This window comes from Streptomyces sp. NPDC003077 (genome assembly GCF_040611095.1).
In the GTDB taxonomy this organism is placed as follows: domain Bacteria; phylum Actinomycetota; class Actinomycetes; order Streptomycetales; family Streptomycetaceae; genus Streptomyces.
In genome coordinates, this window is record NZ_JBEXNM010000076.1 from 1 (window position 1) to 21,571 (window position 21,571).

Below are 21,571 nucleotides of genomic sequence, written 5' to 3' on the forward strand. Positions count from 1 at the left end.
GCGTCTCCGCCCCCCCCCCCACCCCCGACCCCAACTCCGGGCCCCCCGCCCGCCCCCGCGCGGCCCCCCCCCCCCCCTCCGGTATGCGCGCCGTGCCGAGCGCCGGGGAGAACGAGGACACGGGCGCGGGCCCCGGCCCGTGAGCCGGCATGGTCACCGTTCGCTTGAGCGCCGTCCGGCTCCCGGTACCGCGTCCCGAAGGCCTCCGATAGGAGACAACGGCGTCTCCGAAGGCAGCCCTCCGAGGGAGACAATGGCGTCTCCGAAGGCAGCCCCCCGAAGGCAGCCCTCGGAAAACAGCCCTCCAAAGGCAGCCCTCCGAAAGCAGCCTCCGATAAGAGACGACAGGCGCGCCTCAGGCGGGCAGAGGCAAGCCGGCCGCGTGGAAGAGCCGGTCGCGGGAGGCCGCCGCCTCCTCAAGGACGGCGTGGCCGCCCGTCAGGGCCCCGTCCGCCTTGACGATCTCACCGGCCACCATCACCAGGTCCACGTTCCCGGCGTGGCCTCCCGCGACGATCGCGGCGGCCACGTCGGTGGCGGGCAGGAGGTTGGTGTCCTGGAGCCGGATCATGATGAGGTCGGCCTCCTTGCCGGGCGTCAGGCTGCCGGTGCGGTCGTCGATGCCGCAGGCCCGCGCGCCTTCGATGGTCGCGAAGGCGAGCAGGTCGGCCGCGTCGAAGACCGGCAGGTCCGGAACGCGGTCCATGGGCCCGGCCGCTCCGGCGATGACGAGCTGCTGATAGGCCAGGGCGGCCCGCATGACCCCGAACATGTCACCGCTGACGATCGTCTCGGTGTCGACGCTCAGGCTCGGGCGGATGCCGGCGGCCAGCAGCCGGTTGGTCGCGGGCTGGCCGAGGCCGGGCATGAAGACCTCCAGCGCACTGGCCACGGACGCGGTGGCGCCGTGCGCGGCGAGCATCCTGAGCTCCTCGTCCGTCGAGGTGCAGCAGTGGATGAACGTCATGTCCGAGCCGAGCAGCCCGGACTCGGCGAGCTGCCGGATGGCCTGCTGTTCGGCCCCCCACTCGCCGAGTCCGACATGCATGCTGATCCGCAGGCCGAGGTCACGGGCGAGGCGGATGTCCTGGGCGGCGACCTCGGGGGTGGACAGTTCCGGGCCGCGCAGCATGGCGTTGAGCGTGACGCGCGCCGAGTCGTCGGACAGCACCTCTTCGCGGATCCGCCGGATGTCGTCCGGATGCGTGCGCGCGCTGCCGAACTGCCACTGCTCGGCTTCCGTCGACGGCCAGCCGTGATCGAAGACGGCGCGGATTCCCGACTCCCAGTGAGCGGCGATCGCCGCGTCCGAGTGCTCGGGGCTGTTACTGATGTGGGACTCGTCCCGTACGGTCGTGACGCCGGCGTCGAGGGACAGCAGGTCCGCCGCCAGGTTCCCGATGTGCACGTCCCGGGGCTCGAAGTGCTGCCCCAGGCCGATCTGTACCTGGCTGCGGTATTCCTGGTAGGTCCAGGCGGGACCGAGGCTGCGCAGTGCGCCCTGCCAGTTGTGCCGGTGGGTGTCGATGAACCCGGGAAGGACGGCGTTCCCCGTCCCGTCGACGACGCGAGCGTGGTCGTCGTGCAGCGCCCGGCCGATCTCCGCGATCCTGCCGTCGGTGATCAGGATGTCACCGACGAAGTTGCCGAGTTGTTCGTCCTGGGTCATCAGGTACGCGCCCTTGATCAGGACGCGGTCGTTGGGGAGCGGGTGGCTGTTGGGGGTCACCTGTGGTTTTCCTTTCGTGGCGTACGCGTCGCCGTACGCATGCCGTGCGCATGACGTACGCGTTCCGTACGTGCGCCATGCGCGGCACTGCCTTGCTGCTCTTGCTTGTCTTGCTGCTCTTGCTTCTTCTACTTCTCTTGCTGATCTGGCTGCTCTTGCCGCTCTGGCTCGTCCCGTGGACGGGAGAGAACGAACGCGGTAAGCCGCTCAGGACCGCGCCCGGTGCGCGCGGGGGCTGCCGCTGTCGCGATCGCCGCCACGGGAGCGCCGGGAAGCGATCCCGACAGCGGCGAAGGTCATCAACGCCCCGAGGAGCGTCAGAGGGGACGGGGAGAGGGCGCCGGAGGGGACGAGGAGATCCAAGGCGATCGAGCCGGCCAACTGCCCCGCGATCGAGGCCATGCTCAGCAGCAGGACCCCGATCCGCCGCACCAGGAACGCGGACGCGCCGATGAACACCCCACCGCACAGCCCGCCGAGATACACCCACCAGTCGGCGGGAAGCGCGTGCCCCGACGGCCCGTCGACAAGCGCCTTGACGCACCAGACGATCACGAGGAACACCGCGCCGACGAAGAAGTTGAGCCAGGTCGCGGCGAGCGGTGAGCCCGAGGCCGCGGCGGAGGCCCCGTTCAGCGCCTGCTGGAGGCCCAGCAGGAAACCGGCGGCGAGGGCGGCCAGTGCGGGCAGGACCACGGTGGCGGGCGCGGGGGCGTCGGCGAGGCGGGGGAGGGCGGATATGACGGCGGCCACGAGAATGACGGCGGCTCCCAGAAGCCGGGGCCCGCCGGGACGCTGTTTCACGCCGCCCCCGATGCCGCGGGCGTCCACGATGAGCCCGCCGAGCGTCTGGCCCGCGATGGCCGACACGGTGAACACCGCGATGCCGGTGACCAGCGCGGCGGTCGACTGGGCCAGCGCGAACGTGCCCCCGAGCACACCCGCCGGCAGATACCGGCGGGGGAGCCGCCCCTCCCGGACGGCGGCACCCAACGCCCGCAGCGCGCCCCGCATCCGCGGGGAGAAGGCCGCGAGCACCGTCAGGAGGACGAACCCGCCCGAGAAGCTGATGGCCGCCGCGGCGATCCCGTCGTCGAGACGATGACTCAGCTCACCGTTCAGCCGCGCCTGGACGGGAACCACCATGCCGGTGACGACGGCCGCCAGGACGAACAGGGAACCGCGGCGCGCCGCGCCCGGACGGCCGGGGCCCGGGCGTCGCGTATCCGTCCCGGCGTGTCGTGGACCTGATGCCGGAGAAGCGGTGGAAGTGCTCATTTCATTTCATTTCCTCGGGAAAGGGGACACGGTGCCCCGGGTCGCCGGGCGAGGCGGCCCGGAGCACACGTGCGAGAGCCGCCCCACGTGGGAGTGCGGCCTCGAAGGAATCAGAGGGCGGTTGAGAAACGCGTCCCCGCGATCTCGTCGAGGATCGACGGGTGCTCGGGCGACCAGCCGAGCACCCGTCGCGCCGTGTCACCCGTGGCCTGCTGGTCGAGCAGGAGCGCCTCGCCGAGCAGGTCGAGGCGGGTGAGGGTCTGGACGACGGGCTCGGGCTCGACGTGCCCGGACAGCCCCAGCGAACGGCTCACCGCCTCCGTGATCTCGCGGACGGTCGGGTTCACCCCACTGGCGCCGAGGAAGTACGAGCCGGCCGGGGCCTTCTCCAGCGCGAGCGTGTACAGCGCGGCCAGGTCGTCCACGTGAATGGTGCTCCAGTGCTGGTCGCCGGGCCCGATCATGGTCAGGGCCGGGTCGCTCCCCTCGGTCCGGGCACCGGCGGCGACGAGGTTGACCAGTCCGCCGCCGCGTCCGTACACGACGGCGGGCGCGATGACCGAGGTGCGGACGCCTTCGGCCTCCCGTACGCGTTCGGCGAGCGGTATGCGCCAGGCGGCCAGCCGCGGCGGGTTCATGGGACTCGTCTCGTTGATCGCCGTTCCGCTGCCGTGCACCCAGACGCCCGTGGTGTGGACGAACGGCCGGTCCGTGTGCCGCAGCGCACGCAGGATGGCGGTGACCGCGATCTCGTCGACGGCCGCGCTCGTCCCGTCACCGGGGGAGGCCAGGTGGATCACCCCGTCGCTCGCCGCCGCGAGGTCGTGAACGGCCTCGCTGTCGGACAGGTCGGCGACGGCCGGCTCGGCACCCCGGGCCCGGACCTGCTCGGCCTTGCCGGGATCGCGGACGAGAGCGGTCACCCGGTGGCCCGTGGAGACGAGGCGGTCGAGAACGGCGGCTCCGATGTAGCCGGTGCCGCCGGTCAGCAGGACATGCATGAGGTTCCTCTTTCCTGGAGGTGGACGGGGGCGGGGCCCGGGGCCGGAGCGGAGTTCCGGCGGTGGGGTGGCCCGCACGACAACCGTCACACCGACTGGTTATCGTGTCCAACGAAGATTTTCGAAAGCTCAATCGGCAACATCGATGAATGAGAGGCGGTGGACCAGAGTGGATCAAAGACGGCTGGAGTACTTCATCGCGGTCGCCGAGGAGCTGAACTTCACGCGGGCCGCTCAACGGCTGCACGTCACCCAGTCGACGCTCTCGGCCGGGATCAAGGCGCTGGAGAGCGACCTGAAGATCGAGCTGCTCACCCGCTCGACGCGCTCGGTCCGGCTGACGGAAGCCGGTGCGGTCTTCCTGCCCGAGGCACGCACCGCCCTGGAGGCACTGGAACGGGCCCGGGCAGCGGTGGAACCGGTGGCCACGGGGCTGCGCGGCAGCCTGACCGTGGGCGTGCTCAGCGGCCTCACCGTGATCGACGTCCCCGCTCTCGCGGGCGACTTCCACCGCCGGTACCCAGGAGTGCGGCTGCGCACCGAGACGTCCCCGCGGGGAACGGCGGGACTCCTCGAACGGATCAAGGAAAGCCATGTGGACGTGGCGTTCGTGGGCGCCGCCGTCACGGACGAGCACCTCAAGGCCAGGCCCGTCAAGAAATACGACGTCCAGCTCCTGGTCCCGGCCGGCCACCCCCTGGCGGACCGGACGAGCGTGCGGCTGCGGGACATCGCCGCGGAGACCTTCGTCGACATGCCCACGGGCTTCGGGCAACGCGACCTCGTCGACGACGCCTTCGCCAAGGCGGACCTGCCCCGCCGGGTCCTGATCGAGGTATCGGACATCACCACCATCGCGGACTACGTGGCCCACGGCCTCGGCATCGCACTCCTGCCCCCGGACCTCGCCCAACACACCGGCGGCACGGTCCGGACGATCCCCCTCACCGGCACCCACCTCTCCTGGACCCTCAGCGTCGTCGCCTCGGCAACCCGCCCACCGACCCGCGCCCTGCACGCATTCCTGGACCTCATCCCGCACCACGTCCGGCGCGATCGCAGCTTCTGACGGCTTGGCCGCCAAGCGGGCGGACGGGAGCCGCGCCGTGGCCGACGGCGCCGCCCGGGGCGACCGAGGCACCCGCGGCCGGCGCGGGCCCGTGAGCTGTGCCCTCGGTACGGCGGAGATACCGGTCCCGGACGAATGGGAAACAGGGCGCCTCCCCTGGTGCGGCCTTGTCGGCGGGGTGCTGGTCGGCCCCTTGGGACCAGGACGCGGCTCGGACAGCACATGGAGTCCGCGATCGGTTCCCTCGGCCGAGCCCCCTCGCCCGTGGGAGTGCGACCGCCGACCCACCGGGCAAGGCCCTCCTGGCAAGGCCCTCCTGGCAAGGCCCTCCTGGCAAGGCCCTCCTGGCCAGGCGTAGTGTCCGGTGCAGGACAATCCGGGCGGGGGAGTGCCATGTCATACGGTTCGCTGGTCTTGTTCAGCTGGGGCGTGGCCGCCGCCGCGTTGGTGTGCGTGGGCCCGCTGGGCATCTACGCCTTCACCCGCAACCGTGTGCCCGGCCGACCGTTACGCCGTATCGTGCGCAACCCCCGGCTGTGGGGGCTGGGCCTCTTGCTCCAGGTCGCGAGCCTGCTCACCTCCTCATGGGTCGTCCTGGCCCTGGGCCTGGTCTGTACCGTCTGCGGCCATGTCCTGAAGCCGACGGGATGAGACAGCGCCCGTCGGCGCGCTCTTGAGCCGCACCCGTCTTCGGCGGGCACGAGGCGGGCGGGGCCGTCCGGTTCACCGTCGGCGACATGCCGACCGCGGATTCCGCGGCATGCGGGTCGCCTCCAGCATCGGCTCGAACGGCGGGGAGTCGCCCTACCGACTGGTCGGCCGTGACAGTGACGCTCAGGGGGACGCGGGCGTCCACGGAGCGCGGAACTCGCCTCGGCCACAAGGGCTCCCGGCCCCGCCCCCACCCCGCGCCTCACCGCCCGCACCCCACGCCTCACCGCGTGCACATGCCACGTAAGCTGCGCCCGTTGGGGGATGTCCTGGGAAGAGGGGAGCTTGCGGGTCATGGCAACGGGGACAGGGGGGCGGCGGTGGCTGCCCGGCAAGAAGACGCTCGGGATCGTGGCGGTGGTGCTCGCCGTTCTCGCGGGCGTCGGCTGGTGGGCCAAGCCGGTGTGGCAGCCGTGGTGGTACGCCGCGACGCTGTGCGGGGGCAACCTGTCGGGCGGCGAACTCGCCGATCTGCTGCCGAACGAACGGCTGCGGGCCGGCAAGGACACCTTCGGCTCCGGAAGCAGCCTGCTCAGATGCGGAGTGAACGAGAACGACGGGCGGCATTTCGTCCTCAAGATCGAGGCACAGACCGGCGTGGGTGCGGTGGCGGACCCGATGGCCCTGGAGTTCACCATTCCGAGCAAGCCCCACTACGCTTTTCCCCGGTCCGTCCCCGGTTTCTACGGCCAGTTCGGTCCCGTGATCATTCAGGAGTGCCCCAAGCTCGGCCGCGACTCCCGGGGCCGCACGCAACGCCTGGTGACCACCGTGTACGTCCACGCGGTCGAGGACGACCCCTCGCCCCAGTCCCTGCGCACGGCCGTGCGCATCGCCAACGGCGCCAGCGCCGAGATCGGCTGCGGGGCCGCCCCGCTGCCGCTGCCGGACGATGTCGAACCCGCCCGGAAGCTGACCTTGAGCCAGACGAAGGACACGATGTGCGGCTGGCTGGCCGGAGCCAGGCTGCCCGACAGCCCGTCCGGCAAGGAGTGGCGGGTGGTCGCGCCCACGGACGCGCGGGCCCCGATCACCAGTTGCTCGCTGATCGACTCCGGGACGGGCCAGTCCGCCGTGGACCTCACCGGCTGGTACGGCGACTGGACGGACGAGCCCTTCGAGATGCTGTTCGCGGCCAATGTGCGCATCCCTGAGGGGCGCAGCCCCCGCGACGCGATGCTCGGCCCGCACTTCGGCCGGGCCAAGGCCCGATGCGGCCGGGAGGCCGCCAACTTCCTTGCCGACAGCCACGCCCGGGGCAGCTCCCGGTCGGCGCTGCCAATGAGCGAGGTGCGGGACCTCCTCAACCGGTTCGCGGCGGACCAGGCCGAGCGCCGCGGCTGCACCGGCCTGGAACTCCCCGACACCACCGTCCACCCGAGCGGGCACTGACGGCCCGCACAAGCGAGGTGGCGGTGGGCGGTGGGCGGTGTGCCGCGCGGGGCGATCTGCCGCGGGCGCCGGGCTGTTCGGTGATCTGGCAGGTGTTTGCGGGGGTGGGTGTCGAGCCCACAGAGCCCGCCGCCCGCCGAGCCCGCCGAGCCCGCCGCCCGCCGCTCAGGCCGTGCCTGTCGGGATACCGCACACCCCGGTCACACACCTGCCCCGGTCACACACTCACCCCGGACACACACTCACCCCGGACACACACCCACCACAGGCACACACCCCCCACCGAAACACCATCACCCCGAACCGAAACCCTCAGTGGCCGCTGCGGCGTACGAACGCCTCGGCGTCCTCGCGGCGTCCCGGCTCGAAGGCGTCGACCGTTCCGGCGCCCAGGCCCGGGGTGTCCCGCCAGGTGCGGAGCTTGCGGGCCACGCCCCGCACCTTGGGGTGGGTCGGGCCCAGGGCGACCTCGAAGTGCGACTCCTGCGGCACGTCGAAGTCGCCGCCCCAGGCGACGGCGCCGTCCAGCTCGGCCAGGATGTCCCGCACCACGACCAGCTCGTGCGGGTACAGCCCGCCCCGCACACCCAGCGGGTAGGCGTGCGGCCGGATCGCGATCGCCGTGCCCGAAAGGTAGTTGGACTCGTGGGGCCGACGGACGGTGCGGGAGGTGCGGTGGCCCGTCACGTCGTCCGCGCGGAGCTCGTCGATCTCGTAGTGGAACCGGCGGGCGACGTGCAGCAGGAGGGTCGCGGCTTCGCCGCCCGCCAGGCGGACGGAGTGGCCGCTGCCCTCGATGGGGTGCGTTTCGGCCTGGCCGAGGATCTTCCAGCCGTTGGCCGAGCGAGAGCCGCGCCAGGTGGTCGCCGCCTGGTCCGGGCGGAGCGGGGCGGCGGTCGCGGTCGGGGTGAGGGCCGGGAGGCCAAGGGCGGCGGCTCCGGCCACGGCGCCGGCGGTGGCGAGCACGCGGCGTCTGCTCAGATCGTTCATCAGGTGCCCTTCTTCTTGGTGCGGCGTCGGACGACGGCCAGGCCCACGGCGTAGGCCAGGCAGATGAGCGCCAGTACGGGGAGCGTGGCGAAGACAGGGTTGACCCAGGCCGGTACCAGGTCGTAGCCCGCGTGGCACTTGTCGTGCAGTGGGAACCAGCGGGTGTACTCCTCGAAGTTCGCCGTGCGGTACGCCCGGTCGTAGGTCTCGCCCGCTCGGTGGCAGGCCTCCTCCGGGTCCAGCGACGCCCCGGCGAGGGAGCCGAGGAGGTAGGTGATGCCGGCGCCCAGCAGCAGGAGCACGGCGCTCCAGGTGAACCAGGCGGGGCTGCGGCGCCAGGTGCCGGCGAACAGCGGACGGCTCCAGAACCACAGTCCGGCCAGGAGGGGCAGGAGTATCGGAATGAGAATGACGGCCATGGGACAACCCTGCAGGATCTCGCCGGTCTATCGGTCTACCGGGCCGCCGCCCGCTGCGCGGCCTGCTTGCGGTAGGTGGCCAGATTCTTCTTGTACTGGGCGGCCAGGCTGTTCTCCAGGCCGATGAGGGAGAGCTGGCGGTCGGTGAACCCCTGGCAGAACAGGGCGAGCTTCTCCGTGTTGCCCGGCAGGAGGACGAAGTCCGCCGGCAGGGCGGCGCCCGCGCCGGTGATGAGCGCGAGCCGGGCCGCGTTGACGGTGAAGTCGGAGGGCCCGGCGAGCACGTCCCAGCAACACGCGCGCGCGTCGGTGGCGTTCCCCCAGCGCTTGTCGAAGTGGCTGCGGAAGCGGGTCAGGCCACCTCCGTTGTTGTAGTGCGCCTTCATCCAGTCGACGATGTTCCCGCCGCCCGCGACGTGCTTGGCCAGCAGGTAACCGTCGACATCCTCAAGCATGTCCGTGTAGCCGAAACTGGAGACGGTGCCGGGGATGGCCAGCTTGGCCTGGCAGAACGTGAGCGGCGAGGCGTACTCGTCCACCGAGTTCCGCCAGTCCGCCCAGAAGGTCATGATGTCCCCGCCCCAGCCGGCGATGTCGCCGCCGGTGGACTCCTTCTTGTCGGACGGGTCGGCGTTCTCCAGGAAGCCGTTGGCCGTGGCCATCAGGTGGGTCGCGTCGAGCTGGTAGCCCGTGATGGGGTCGGTGAAGGAGTCCTGGACCGACATGCCGCGGGAGTCGCAGTACTCGACGAAACCGTCGTCGTAGCTGTCCGCCAGCCACCACCACTTCACACCGCGGTACTTCAGGTGGCGGATGTACTCCATCACCAGCCGGCTGGCGTTGGTGCCGACGTTGTTCGACGACTTGTACGCGACGGCGTGGTCGTACAGCCGCTGGACGTAGGCGATGTAACCGTCGGCGGGCCCGCCCGTGTTGTTCACCGAACCGACGCCCGGCTCGGCGTTGCGACGCCAGACGTCCCGGTCCAGGTCGAAGGTGTCCGCGCCGTTGGTGACCTTGAATTCCTTGATCTGGTTGATCGCCCAGTTGGCGGGCAGGGGGTAGCCGAGGTTCCCGGAAAAGCCCCAGGACATGCCGGAGACGAAGGAGAAACGCGCACCGGTCTTGGCGGTGACGTTGATGCACACGTTGCGGGAGCCGTAGACCCCGTGGAAATACTTTCTTCCCTTGCTGGCGAGGCCGGCGACGATGCCGTTGAAATAGGTGACGATGCCCTGCGGGTAGCCGTCTATCTCCCCCTGCTGAGCGTCGTAGTCGACCGCGAAGTAGATCGTGGTGCCCCGGTTGAAGCCGTATTTGGTGGCCAGTTCGTGCGCGTTGAGGGCGTGCTGGAAGCCCTGGGAGTAGGTGAAGTCGGAGAGCTGGCGCGCGTTGTCCTGGTAGATGGGGAAGACCCGCAGACCGGAGTCGAAGATGGTCTGCAGCTCGCCGGGCTTGATCTCCTTGTCGAGCGTCGAGCCCGGCGGGTCGTAGAGGTAGCGGCCGACCAGGCGGTAACCGTTGTCGTACAGCCAGCGCCCGCGTGCGGCGGTGATCTCGAACCGCGTGTCCGAACCGGTCGCCGCCCGGTCCGCGTTGCCCATGGACACCAGCAACTGCGACCAGGTGTCGTACTCGCCCACGCCGTAGAAGGAATCACCCTTCTTGTAGAGCTGGGAGAACTCCTGGAAGATCTCGACGAACTGCCGGGTCTTCGCGTCGAAGGTGCTCTTGAAGGTCGTGCGGACCTCCTGGTCGTCGAGGCCGCGTATGATCACCGGCTCGTTGAAGACGCAGGCGGCCGTGAAGAGCTCGACGAAGATGCCGGAGTCGCCCTCCCGCACGGTACGGTTCCGCAGGCCGGCCTGGGTGCCGGGGCCGAAGTTGCCGTTGGGGGTGAGCCCCAGCTCGTACTGGATGGCGATCACCAGGGACTTCTGCACGTCCCGGGAGTAGATGCCGTCGCACGGGCCGATCGAGTAGGCGTCCCGCTGCCAGTAGCGGCTGTTGAGCCACTGCTGGATGTTCCGGATCTTCTCCGTTCCGCCGGCCACGACGACGTACGCGTCCATGTTGAGGATGCACCGGAGAATCTGCGGGGTGACGGTGCCGCCCGCGGTGCCGATACCGCCGTCCGGGAGCCCCATGTTGACGCGGAGCGCCTTGACCGCCTCCGTGGTGACCGCGCCGAATTCACCGAATCCGTTCGCGCCCCAGTAACCCTTGCAGAAGAGACCGTGCTGAATTATCCGCACGATGTTGGAGTTCTTGTTCCAGCCGAACCCGATGTCGCCGAGGGCCTTGACCTTGTTCATCGTGGTGGGGCCGAAACTGGCCACCACCGGAGAAATGCCCAACTCGTGCTGCAAACCCATGATCAGGGAGTTCATGGTAGGCCAGCCGGTTTTGCCGTTTTCCGGACATCGTACGTAGCCCGCCACGTTTCCGTATGTCGCATTGACCCATTTCTGGGCGTCAAGAACCTTGTCGTCCGCCACGGCAAATCACCCCACGGTATCTGCTCACGCATGATCGCCATGCGTCATTGACCGGCCGGCTCTCCGAAAAGAGACCTGCACACTCAAGCCGATCAAGGCAACGCTGAAAAGGGGATCGGACGAACCCGGCGCCCGGCGCGAAAGCGCGTATCACTCAACGTGATCCCGCGGTCCGAGGTCTCGCGCTATATGCGGATTCCCGGCCCTCCCCCCGCATTCGGGAGAGTTCGGCCGCCGGGAACCGAACACACTCGGCCACTCGGCCTGGCGCTCGGCTCGCGTGACCTTCGGTGCGGTCGGTGGGCCGCCGACCGCACCGAGGCGGACGAGGGACGGGCGCCGCGCGTCGGCGCCCCGTCGTGCGCGGGGGGCGGTTTTCGGCCAGGCGGCCGTGGGGCGTGCGGGGTGGCGCGGCGTACGGAGAGTGGCGGGGGTAGGGGTGTGATCCTTGTCACTGTCACTGTCACTGTCACTGTCACTGTCACTGTCGCTAGGGCTGTCGCTGTCACTGGCACTGGCGCATCGGGCGGCGTCGGCCGCGTGGGGCCGGTCAGGCTCCGTGGTCATGGCCGACCGTCGCCGTGGACGCGGGCGAGCAGCGCGCGGGCCTCCGCGACGCGGAAGTGGTGCGGGTCGGCGTCGGCCAGGGCCTCTTGGTGGGCGGCCGTGGCGCGGGCACGGGCCTCGCTGTCCCGGCCCAGCCCCAGCAGGGCGGTGGCCTCGGTCAGTCCGGCCGTGCCGCTGCCGGGGTTTCCCGTCCCCCGGCTTCGCCGACGCCGACGGCGGCCCGGGACAGGAAGCGGTCACCGGCCGGCGCGCGATCGTGGGCACGTTTACGGACACAGCGGGGCGGTGGGAAGACGGGTGGGCAGACTTTCTCGTTCTTCCTTGGTGAATTCACGTTTCGCGATGACGTCGCAGAGCTTTTTGCGCCACACTTCCGGGCGGAACGATATGAGCTGAGCGTCGCGTTTGTCGGGTGTGGTCAAGATGATGGTTTTTCCGTCATCGGAAATCCCAAGGACCCCCCAATAACGGAAGGGGCTTTCGGCGTCGTCCGCGCCCGCTCCTTGTCCGAGGTCCCAGGACGTTTCGTAAGCGCGTGAGCCCGCGCGGTAGATCTGTATCTTGTTTCTGTAGCTGTACGAGAAGCGACCTTCGCCGTTGAGAAAGCCCAAGCGGTCGGGGGTGTCTGTGCTGACAGGTAGCGGGCCGAGTTCCTTGCGGAGTGGGCTGCGCTTCCATAGTTCGACGGTGGACCCGATTCTTATGACAGCGAGGTAGCGGGCGTCGCGATCGAAAGCGACGTCGATGACGTCGGGGCCGGTGGCATAGCGTGCGGTGATGCGGCCCTTTCGCATGTCCACCACGTTGATGTCAGGGTTACCCGGCCAGACAATCGCGACCTGGTTCGCCCCTGGATGCGGAGAGAGGGAAAAGTTTGCCGGCTTGTCGGGCGCTCCGTAGGCGGTTTCTTTTGAATGTCCGAGAGCAGCCACGTCGTAACGTGCGAGCTCCCGGCCGGTGAGGGAGTCCCATTGCCGGATCAGTGTGCCGGAAGAGGTGATCAGGTTTCCGTCCCGGCCGAAAATGAACTTATCAATATCTCCGTCGGCGCCTTGCGGAGAATGCGGCATCCTTATGAGCGTTTTCTGTCGTAATGACGTGGCGTCACGTATGGCGATGGAGTCCTTGCCGACACGGTCGGCCAGTAGGTTTTTCCTCTCATGAAGGGCGAAGGTCGCCGCGGAGGAAGGATTGACCCTACTGTACTCGTGTACCCAGAAAGGTTTGGGCCGATGGGCTTCCGCTATGACCTTCCGCGGGTCCGTGGCGTCCCTGATCTGGATCAGAGAGCCTCCATTCACTAGCACTATTTCGCGCTTTCCGTCGCGAGTGAGTGCGGCTTCGTTGATCTTGCCGGCGTCGAATGTGGGTATGTCGGTGATGTTCACGGAGGCGCTGTGACCGCTGACCAGCAGGAGTTTGTCGCCGGTCGTGACAAGGCTCTGAAAGTCCGACTTCCCGGCGGGTTGCCAGTGGACTCTGGATATGAACCGGCCGCGTTTCAGGTCGATCAGTGGTAGTTGCGGCGGGTGATCACCGGAGATCGCCAGGAGGCCTTTCTCGTCGGTAGCCAGATTTGAGCAACTGATTCCGCGTTTTTCCATGTCGGAGATTCCTGCGAAGCGACCCAGCTCGGCCCCGTCGGAAACCCTCTGACTGCGAAGGGTGACCTGCGGGCCTTCTTCTCTGCAGGTGACCACTGCTGTGGCATCTCCTGATACGGCGTAGTCGGTGACTCCGTTCACCAGGGCCCTGACGGAGTTGGTTTTCCTGTCCACCAGGAACAGCTTGTTCGTGTCTCCCAGTAAGAGGCTGCGATTGTCCGAGCTGAACCGCACGTGACTTATATGGACTCCGGAGAGATGGTTTCTTCCTTCCGTCTTTCCTGTTTCGGTGTTCCACCAGATGACGGCGGAAAGGTCTTTGGCGGAGCTGACGGCCACCCGGTGTCCATCATCGGACATGGCGGACGTGAGGTCTATGTGTGTTATGGGATTTCTGAATCCCCTGATTTCCTGGACTGCCGGAAGGCGGTGCGGGGCGCCAAGAATCCGGTTCCCTGGTTTACCGACCTCGTACCAGACGATCGAGCCGTCGTCGAGGACGGCGCCAACTCGTTTGCCGTCACCCGACACCAAGGGGCTCGTGGCCAGGACCGGCGTGTCCACCTGTTCGCTGCGCACCGTGCCCGTGACGGCGTTCACGAAGACTGTTGCCTTTCCCCTATGGGAAACGGTCATTACGACGTTGCCGTCCCGGCTGGTCTGGAACTTGCTTACTCCGCCCACGGTTCCGGACAACATCCGATGCAGCTGTGCGGTGCCGAGGTAATTGCGCAGCAGCGCGTTGCGTGCCTCCTGCGTCGGCGAGGCGTCGTAGGACGCTATGGCCAGCTTCGCGGCCAGTTCCGGATTGTCCCGTTGCTGGTCGGCCGAGCTCTGGGCCAGGGCGCGGGAAGCGGCGACGGCGTCGCGTTCCCGGGCCACCTGCCGTTGATAGACGTAGAGGGAACCGAGGACCAGGGCGAGGCCGAGGATGCCGGCGAGGACGGAGATGATGCCCCGTCTGCGGCGGATCGCGGCTCGCTGTCGTCGCCGGCTGGCGGTCAGAAAGGCGGTGATCTCTGCCGGCAGGGGGCGCTGGCGGGCCCATTCGGTGCCTTCGGCCAGGGCGGTTCCGTCCAGCAGGTCCGCGGGAAGTCCGCTGCCGGTGTGACGTGTGTGCTGTTCGGCGGCGCGGTGCAGCCAGACCTGGAAGCGGTGGTCTTCGGCCACCCAGTCGCGCAGGTCGCCCCAGTCGCGGATGAGCGCGTCATGGATGAGTTCGGCCGTCGGCTCGCCGGGAGCACCGCCGGGACGGGTGACGGTGCCGGTGGTGATGATGCGGTGGCGGGTCAGGGCGGCCAGTACGTCGTCGAAGACGCCGCTGTGGTCGGGGTCCGCGGTGTCGGTGGTGAGGGCGCGCAGGCGGGCGAGGGGAACCTGCTGGCGTGTCGCCGGGACGGCGTGGGCCTCGTCGGCGGGCCGTACCAGTGCGGTCAGGATCCGCTGTGCGATCGGGCGCTGCTCGTCCGGCAGTTGGTTGAGGGCCGTGTCGCACCACGTCGCGAGATTGCCGGTGATCTCGCCGATCCGCTGATAGGCGTGGTGGGTGAGGCAGCCGTCCACGCGGCGTTCCCATAACTGGCGCAGTGCCAGTTGCAGGGGCGGGAGCAGGGTGATGGACGCCTGGCGGGTGGGGCTGGCGGCGAGTATGTCGTTGATGATGCGTTCGGGCAGACCGTCTTCGACACGTGCTCCGACCGCCAGAGCGGGCTGGGTGATGATGGCGTGGAGTTCGGGGATGCCGAGTGTGGCGGGCACGTTGAGCAGTCCGGGTGCCGCCGCTTCCAGGAGTTCGGGGGCCAAGGCCGCGAGCTGGGGGTAGAAGTCGTCCCGCATGATCAGTACCACCGTGACCGCGGCGTGCGAGTCGCCGACCGCCACCAGCTCCCGCACGGCACGTGCCGCTCTCCCAGGCTCGTGCCCGTTCGCCGGGGAAGCCTGCGCGAAGAGTTCCTCGAACTGGTCGATGACGACGATCAGGCGCTCGTGGTCCGGCGCAGTGGCCAGGCGGCGCTGGATCGCGGGCAGGATGCCGTCGGCGGCGGCTCCGGGCAGTCCCGCGCGTTCCAGCTCGGCCGGCAGGTCCTGGCCCGGGCGGGCCAGGATCGGTAACCAGCGGTCGCTGCCGGGTATGCGGCCTTCGGCCAGGGCGGGCAGGACGCCGGCCCGGACCAGGGAGGACTTGCCCGCACCGGAGGGGCCCAGCAGCAACAGCAGGCGCCGCTGCCTGCCCAGCGCCGCGAGCACGCTGTGTACCGCGGCGTCGCGGCCGTGGAACCATTCGGCGTGTTCCGCCGTGAACGGCTCCAGGCCCCGGTAGGGGCAGACCTGCTGTTCGACGAGATCCGGCCAGGTCTCCCGCAGGACCTCGGTGGGCGTGGCATAGGCCAGGGAGAGGCCTTTCAGGTGCTGGTCCGGGGCGGCGATGGAGGTCACCATGCCGATGACCAGCCCGGTCCTCTCGTCGACCACCGGCCCGCCGCTGAACCCCGTGGTGAGATCGTTCGCGCCCGTCAGCTGCAGAAGAGGGCCCGAGCCGTTGCCGGCCGCCAGCAGGTCACCGGCCACCGCGTACCCGAAGTGACCGCCGGGCGGGGCCTGGGCGGGAAACCCGTAAGCACGCACCCGGTGTCCGCGGGTGCCGTCCGCCGCTCCCAGAGGCAACGGCTCCACGCCCGGGGGAGTGGTCTTCAAGCGCAGGACGGCGATGTCCTGGGACTCGGGGGGCCGCCACGGCCCGGCCAGGACCTCCGCCGGGACCTGACCGGTGGCGCCCGTGTGCGGAAAGGCCAGCCACACCGTGGCCCCGGGCGCGTAACCGGCGGCATGGACGACATGCGCGCAGGTCACGACGGTGCCCCGGTCGACCAGGAAGCCCGCTCCCGCCACACCGCCGTCCCGGTCGAGAACCTGGGCCACCGCGCCGGAGAGCACAGCGGGTATCTGGGTGGTGCCGTCTGTCAAGATGCGCTCCCGTAAGGCCTCGGTGTTTGCTGTGCGAGCCGGTCGGCATGCTTCCCCTGGCGGAAAGTCCACCACCGCCTCAGCCGGCGGGAGGTGGTGACGCGGCGCGGCCCGGGACACACCCGGGCCCGAGTCGCATCCAGCGGTGAGCATGAACAACCGGCGATTCCGGCGGCATCCTACGGAGAACGGTGCGAGCTGCCTGGGTTGCGGTGGAATTCGGCCACACGCCCGTTCTGGCCGGGGCCGCTCCCGTTCCCATGGCGTTCCGCCCACCCACGGGCCACCCACGGGCCACCCACGGGCCGGAACGCCGCCCCGGTGACGACGCCATCGACGTCATCGACTTCCCCAGATGCCCCCGAGCCGCGGCGGACATCCATCGTTGGGAAAGCGGACATCCACGTCGGGAAATCAGACATCCATCGTAAGGAATTGGACAATCGGTGCGGCCGGCAGACCGCGTCCTGGGCAACGGACCGTGTACGGCCGCTTGATCCACGGGCACCCGAGTGCTCCTGCCCTGATCGGCAACTGCTTGGTGCGGAGCGACACCCACGGCCACGAGCCCGGCGGAGCCGCTGAGGTGAGGAACCGGTCCGGAAGCGCAGAGTGATCGCGGAACCGCCACCGCCTTGGCCGAGGGCAAGGCGGACGGGCCGTGAAGCGGTGCATCATTGAACCGGCCTGGCCGGCCGTCAGCAGGGCCCGCGCAGGACGCCTGGGGACGGAAGACATCGGGAGGAGGGCCGGATGGACCGCGCGGCACACCTGTTCGCTGTGATCAGGGAGCACGAGGACGGTATCCGCGATCGCCTGGACGATGGGCAGCACGCACTGCTCCGCAGCGGCATGCGGGATCTCGCCGACGCGGAGGGCGACGCGTCCGCGGTCATGCGAGCCGTTCACGCGATCCGGCTCGCCCTGAGGTCTCTTCCCGGCGACCACCCGGTATGGCCCGCGCTCAACGCGCTGCTCGTCCCCTCTCCGGGGAGCCCGCCCGGGCCGGTGCGTGCCACGGGCGCCGTGATGACCAGGCCGCCGGACCAGAACCTGACCTCCCCCTGGGAGGAAGAGCCGGAACCTCATGTCCCAGGGCTTCCTCCTCGGCGCGGCCCTGGGCGGCTGAACGGTCGCGAGCGCGCCACCTGGACACCCACGGGAGGGCTCATGGAGCCTGCGGACATTCCTGATCCTGGACCGGATACCGCCGCGATCATCGCGGGGGTGCAGCGCCGCCTGCTGACAGCCCCCTCGCTCTCCGCCGACGAAGCGCGCCAACGGTGCGGCGACGGATCTCCTCCGCACGAACTGATCCGGCTGGACGACCCGCGACGCGGCACCCGCTATCCGGCATTCCAGTTCGCCCTCGGACCCGGCGGACCACCGATCCCTGTGGTGCGGCAGGTCAACCGCATGCTGCTCGCGCACATCGACCCCTGGGGCGCCGCGGACTGGTGGCTCAGCGGCAACACCTGGCTCGGCGGCCCTCCCGTCTCCTTCCTCGGGGTACTGCCGGACGAGACGCTGGCCGGAGCCGCCCACGCGCTGGCGGAGGGGGACTGATGACCGGCAACGTCTCCCCCGCCCTGTACGCGATGCGTCCCAACATCTACGAGTTGCCCGCGGGGACGACATGGTGGCGCGTCCACAACAAAACGCGCTCGCCGGAGCAGTTCAACCCCGTCTCCGTCGACGCGCATTTCGGCGGCAACCGTTTCGACGGCACGTCCTACGACCCGTACCCCTACCTGTACCTGGCCAGCGATCCGACCACCGCCCTCGCCGAAACGCTCCTGCGCTCACTGGACTTCGACACGGAGTCGGGGATGCGCCTCGTCCCGTACGCCGCCGTCGCGCGCAAATCCCTGAGCATGGTCCGGGCACGCTGCGACCAGCAGCTCATCTCCCTGGTCAGCGAGGAAGACCTGGCCGCCGTCTGCCAGGACTCCTGGCTGCTGGAAACCGACGGAGACGGGTATGCCAAGACGCGGCGCTGGGCAAGCGAAATGCGGGCCCAGGCTCCTGGCGCCGCAGGCCTGATATGGCAGTCCCGAAGACACCGGCCACGACTCGCCTCCGTGCTTTTCCACGACCGGTGCGGAGACGAGTCGCTGACGGGAGTGCCGGTCCCCGAATTCCAGGACCTGGGATCCCCGACCGGAATCGCCGCGGTCAACCGGCTGCTGGCGCCGCTGCGCGCGGCCGTCGTCAGTCCCTGGAGCTGATCTGATCGGCGTCCGCTGCCGCCCTGCCGTGCTTGTCCGCCCTTGGCGCGCAATGCCATCCTGCCAGGCATGCCGGTGAGCGCTGACGACTACACGTCAATTCTGAGAGAACTGAAAGACATCAGGAGAGCCGGACTCACACGCCTGCGCACTCTCCGTCTCCCCGCACTGGAGCGGGCAGCAGCCGCACGGGCACCGGGCGGGGCCATTGAAGAACTGCTCCGAAGCGCGGTGTCACGGCTTGACGAAGGTAGTTTGCGTACGGCCGCCGCCTATTCTCTCGGCCTCGCGCAGGGCACGCGGGACTGGCCGGCCGCGGACCGGAGAAGGCGCGCGGCGGAAATCTACGGAGTAAGCACCGAGCGATTCCGCAAAGACCAGGAGGTGATGGTCCTCGGTCAGATAGCCGAGACCATCGCCCGTACGCCGGAAATCCCCAGAATAGCTATCGGTCCTGTCGTTCCTAACGGTCCTGTCGCTTCTAACGGTCCTGTCGCTCCTATCGGTCCGATTTCCGCGACGCACCGGTCGTTCTCCGCGTCCGCGGGTTCCCGTTCTCACACCGTCCATGTGCACGTTCACCCGGTCGACATGCTGCGGGACGTCGATGTCGTGGTGTCGCCCATCAACGTCTTCCTCGCTCTGCCCGAGCCGTACAAGTCCTCGGTCTCGGCATCCCTGCGCCGCGCCGGGGCTGTCCAGGCCCCCACGGGTGAGGTCCTCGCCGACCGGATCCACGACGAGCTGCGTGCCTGGGCATCACAACACGGAGCCCTGGGCCGCCCCGTGGCGCCCGGCACCGTCACCCCCACCAGCGCCGGCGCCCTGGCGGACCAGGGAATACGCCGGATCTACCACGCCGCCGTCGCTGTCCCCCGCAGCGGGACCAACGACTACGACGTTCTGCCCGCGGACATCACCCGGGCAGCCGCCCGGGCCCTCGCCCTACTGGCAGAAGAACAGCACCACTTCGACCCCCCGCTGCGCTCGGTGTGCTTCCCCCTGCTCGGCGCGGGCCGTGGCGGGCTCCCGTACGAGACCAGCATCAGCGCGCTGTGGGCGGCCGTGGAAGCGGACTTGGCACGGGGCGCGGAGTGGGACATCCACTTCGTGGTACGCAACCCCGCGGCGGCGGCGCTTCTGGAGCAACTGCCCGCCAGAATCCGCCCGGAGACCGCCCTGTCGGCGACCAGACGGTCCGGTTGACTGTACATACCGAGGCGCCGAGGGGGGCGGGCGCCAGGTAACACCGTCATGCACCCGCCACGGGGGTGCGGGTGCATGGCGGTGATCAAAGAGGAACCGGGTATCCGCAGTCCGCAGTCCGCAGGGCTCGGGCATGGGGTTGGGGCCTGTCGGGTGGTGTGGAGAGCTGGCGGGTAGCGCTCCGGTTGCTTTGCCCGCGTGCCGGCGCGGCTCTGCGAAAGGGAGTTCCCTGTTGCGCTGCTCGTCGGGGCGCCTCGCCGGGGCATTTCGGCGGGGCACCTCGCCTTCGGAGGGATTTGCCCGGCCGGCGGCTCGGTGGCTGATCCTGCCCGCGCTGGTCTGCCTCGTCTCCTACGGCAGCCCCCGCCCCCGCGCTGTGCCCTGGCCGCCTTTCTGGTGGGTTGGGACGCGGCGGGCGGGGCGTCGGCGTGGGCTGTTTCATTTGGATGGTCTGCTGGCTGGGCCGGTGTGCCGCTGGCCGGTGTGCGGTGGGCGTGAACGGAGCCGTTGCTTCCGGCGCCTGGCGGCAGGGTTCGGGAATTCCTACCCCAGGTCGGGGGATGGCCCCCGTGACCTGGGGAGGAGCGGAGTGTGGGGTGGGTGTGCGCAATTGTTCGGCACACGACACCAAGGGGCACCATGCGCGTCTTCCGGTCTCTGTTCACCTGCCTGCTCGCCACCGCGGCAGTGGGCTCCCTGGCCCTCCCCGCCGCGGCGGCGTCGTCCGGTTCCGGTCCATCCGGTACAGCTGATACAGCCGGTACGGCCCGCGAGGTCCAGCACGATCTGGACCTGCTGACCCGAAGCGGCGCGGTCGGGGCGCAGGTGAGGGTGACCGAGGGCGGCCGGTCCTGGCTGGCCCGGTCCGGCAGCGCCGAGCGAGCCGGGAGGGCTCCGGTGCCGCGCGAGGGGCGGTTCCGCATCGGCAGTGCCACCAAGATGTTCACGTCGGTGGTGCTGCTTCAGCTCGTCGGGCAGGGGGAGGTGGCGCTGGACGCGCCCCTCTCGCGCTATCTGCCCCTGGGGTTGGTGCCCCAGGGCGACAGGATCACCGCCAGGATGGCGCTCCAGCACACCAGTGGACTGCACGACACTGCGCGGGACCTGCCCCAGGGCGAGGAGCTCGTCCGTACGCGCTTTCGCCACTACGACGCGGCCGACCAGGTGCGGCGTGCCGCGGCCAAGCCGGCCGACTTCCCGCCCGGCACCGGCTACGGCTACTCCAACACCAACTACCTCATCGCCGGACTGATCATCGAGCGCGTGACCGGCCACTCCTACGCCGCCGAGGTGCGGGAGAGGATCATCGCACCGCTGGGGCTGCACCACACCTTCGTCCCCGGCGACCGCACCGACATCCCCGGCCCCCACGCCCACGGCTACCTGGGCACGACCGACATCACCGCCCTCAACCCCTCCTTCGCCGGCCCGGCCGGGGAGATCGTCTCCACCCCGCGCGACATGGACAGGTTCCTGACCGCGCTGACGTCGGGCGAACTGCTGCTGCCCGTCCAGTGGAAGGAGATGAACCGCACCGTGGCCACCGGGGAACCCGGCGAACGCTACGGACTCGGGCTCAAGGAGCGCACGCTCAGCTGCGGGCGCACCGCGATCGGTCACACCGGCGGCATCCCCGGCTACGCCACGCTGGCGTTCACCACGCGGGACGGCGAACGGCGCGTGGTGCTCTCCGCCAACCTCGCCGACTGGCCCGCCGACGAGCGCATTGGTGAGCCCATCGGCAAGGTGCTCGACGACGCGCTGTGCGGCTAGGGCCTGTTGGTCCTGTTGGGCCTGTTGGGTGTGAAAGTGCTGGTCATAGCCCTTCGTTGAGGGCTGTGATCAGCTAGGCGGTTGTGTTTTTCGGGTCGGCTGGTCGTTGGGTGGCGGGTGTGCCGTGGACCGGCGCGCGGTG

The 21,571-nt window shown here is 69.5% G+C and carries 14 protein-coding genes; 7 read left to right on the top strand and 7 right to left on the bottom strand.

Going from position 1 to position 21,571, the window contains the following annotated elements; genetic code table 11:
* Window positions 1-355 precede the first annotated feature (355 nt).
* The 3 genes from ABZX96_RS32575 to ABZX96_RS32585 all read right to left on the bottom strand — a co-directional run bounded on the left by ABZX96_RS32575 (window position 356) and on the right by ABZX96_RS32585 (window position 4,008).
* Window positions 356-1,729, bottom strand: a complete 1,374-nt coding sequence (locus tag ABZX96_RS32575; RefSeq protein WP_355551362.1) for an amidohydrolase family protein — start codon at window positions 1,727-1,729, stop codon at window positions 356-358.
* A gap of 207 nt (window positions 1,730-1,936) precedes the next feature.
* Window positions 1,937-3,007, bottom strand: coding sequence for a DMT family transporter (locus ABZX96_RS32580; RefSeq protein ID WP_355551364.1), 1,071 nt, complete (start codon window positions 3,005-3,007; stop codon window positions 1,937-1,939).
* A 110-nt stretch (window positions 3,008-3,117) separates the two neighbouring features.
* Window positions 3,118-4,008, bottom strand: coding sequence for an NAD-dependent epimerase/dehydratase family protein (locus ABZX96_RS32585; protein WP_355551366.1), 891 nt, complete (start codon window positions 4,006-4,008; stop codon window positions 3,118-3,120).
* Between the two features lie 169 nt (window positions 4,009-4,177).
* Between ABZX96_RS32585 and ABZX96_RS32590 the strand changes: the two genes are divergently transcribed.
* The 3 genes from ABZX96_RS32590 to ABZX96_RS32600 all read left to right on the top strand — a co-directional run bounded on the left by ABZX96_RS32590 (window position 4,178) and on the right by ABZX96_RS32600 (window position 7,180).
* A complete protein-coding gene (locus ABZX96_RS32590; RefSeq protein WP_355551368.1) occupies window positions 4,178-5,077 on the top strand; it encodes a LysR family transcriptional regulator in 900 nt (299 codons plus the stop codon).
* A gap of 393 nt (window positions 5,078-5,470) precedes the next feature.
* Window positions 5,471-5,728: a hypothetical protein gene (locus tag ABZX96_RS32595; RefSeq protein ID WP_355551370.1), complete on the top strand. Its 258-nt coding sequence runs from the start codon at window positions 5,471-5,473 to the stop codon at window positions 5,726-5,728.
* Window positions 5,729-6,082: 354 nt separating this feature from the next.
* On the top strand, window positions 6,083-7,180 hold the full coding sequence (locus ABZX96_RS32600; RefSeq protein WP_355551372.1) for a hypothetical protein: 1,098 nt from the start codon (window positions 6,083-6,085) through the stop codon (window positions 7,178-7,180).
* Between the two features lie 312 nt (window positions 7,181-7,492).
* Here the strand turns inward: ABZX96_RS32600 and ABZX96_RS32605 are convergent, their stop codons facing one another.
* The 4 genes from ABZX96_RS32605 to ABZX96_RS32620 form a co-directional block, all read right to left on the bottom strand.
* Window positions 7,493-8,170 (bottom strand): hypothetical protein, encoded by a 678-nt coding sequence (locus ABZX96_RS32605; RefSeq protein ID WP_355551373.1) that lies wholly within the window; start codon window positions 8,168-8,170, stop codon window positions 7,493-7,495.
* Window positions 8,170-8,589 (bottom strand): hypothetical protein, encoded by a 420-nt coding sequence (locus ABZX96_RS32610; RefSeq protein WP_355551375.1) that lies wholly within the window; start codon window positions 8,587-8,589, stop codon window positions 8,170-8,172. The genes ABZX96_RS32605 and ABZX96_RS32610 overlap by 1 nt, the downstream gene beginning before the upstream one ends.
* 35 nt (window positions 8,590-8,624) lie before the next feature.
* Entirely contained in the window at window positions 8,625-11,087 is a 2,463-nt protein-coding gene (locus tag ABZX96_RS32615) for a glycoside hydrolase domain-containing protein (RefSeq protein WP_355551377.1), read from the bottom strand.
* An 833-nt stretch (window positions 11,088-11,920) separates the two neighbouring features.
* Window positions 11,921-16,222 (bottom strand): trypsin-like peptidase domain-containing protein, encoded by a 4,302-nt coding sequence (locus ABZX96_RS32620; RefSeq protein ID WP_355551379.1) that lies wholly within the window; start codon window positions 16,220-16,222, stop codon window positions 11,921-11,923.
* A 753-nt stretch (window positions 16,223-16,975) separates the two neighbouring features.
* Between ABZX96_RS32620 and ABZX96_RS32625 the strand changes: the two genes are divergently transcribed.
* The 4 genes from ABZX96_RS32625 to ABZX96_RS32640 all read left to right on the top strand — a co-directional run bounded on the left by ABZX96_RS32625 (window position 16,976) and on the right by ABZX96_RS32640 (window position 21,429).
* Window positions 16,976-17,788 carry a hypothetical protein gene (locus tag ABZX96_RS32625; RefSeq protein ID WP_355551381.1) on the top strand — a complete coding sequence of 271 codons (813 nt, stop codon included), beginning with the start codon at window positions 16,976-16,978 and terminating at the stop codon, window positions 17,786-17,788.
* Complete coding sequence (locus ABZX96_RS32630; RefSeq protein WP_355551383.1) at window positions 17,788-18,450, top strand: RES family NAD+ phosphorylase; 663 nt, start codon at window positions 17,788-17,790, stop codon at window positions 18,448-18,450. Before ABZX96_RS32625 ends, ABZX96_RS32630 begins: the two co-directional genes overlap by 1 nt.
* Window positions 18,451-19,020: 570 nt before the next feature.
* The gene (locus ABZX96_RS32635) at window positions 19,021-19,656 is read left to right on the top strand and encodes a macro domain-containing protein (RefSeq protein ID WP_355551385.1); all 636 of its coding nucleotides are present in this window, start codon (window positions 19,021-19,023) and stop codon (window positions 19,654-19,656) included.
* A gap of 639 nt (window positions 19,657-20,295) precedes the next feature.
* Window positions 20,296-21,429 (top strand): serine hydrolase domain-containing protein, encoded by a 1,134-nt coding sequence (locus tag ABZX96_RS32640; protein ID WP_355551387.1) that lies wholly within the window; start codon window positions 20,296-20,298, stop codon window positions 21,427-21,429.
* Window positions 21,430-21,571 lie beyond the last annotated feature (142 nt).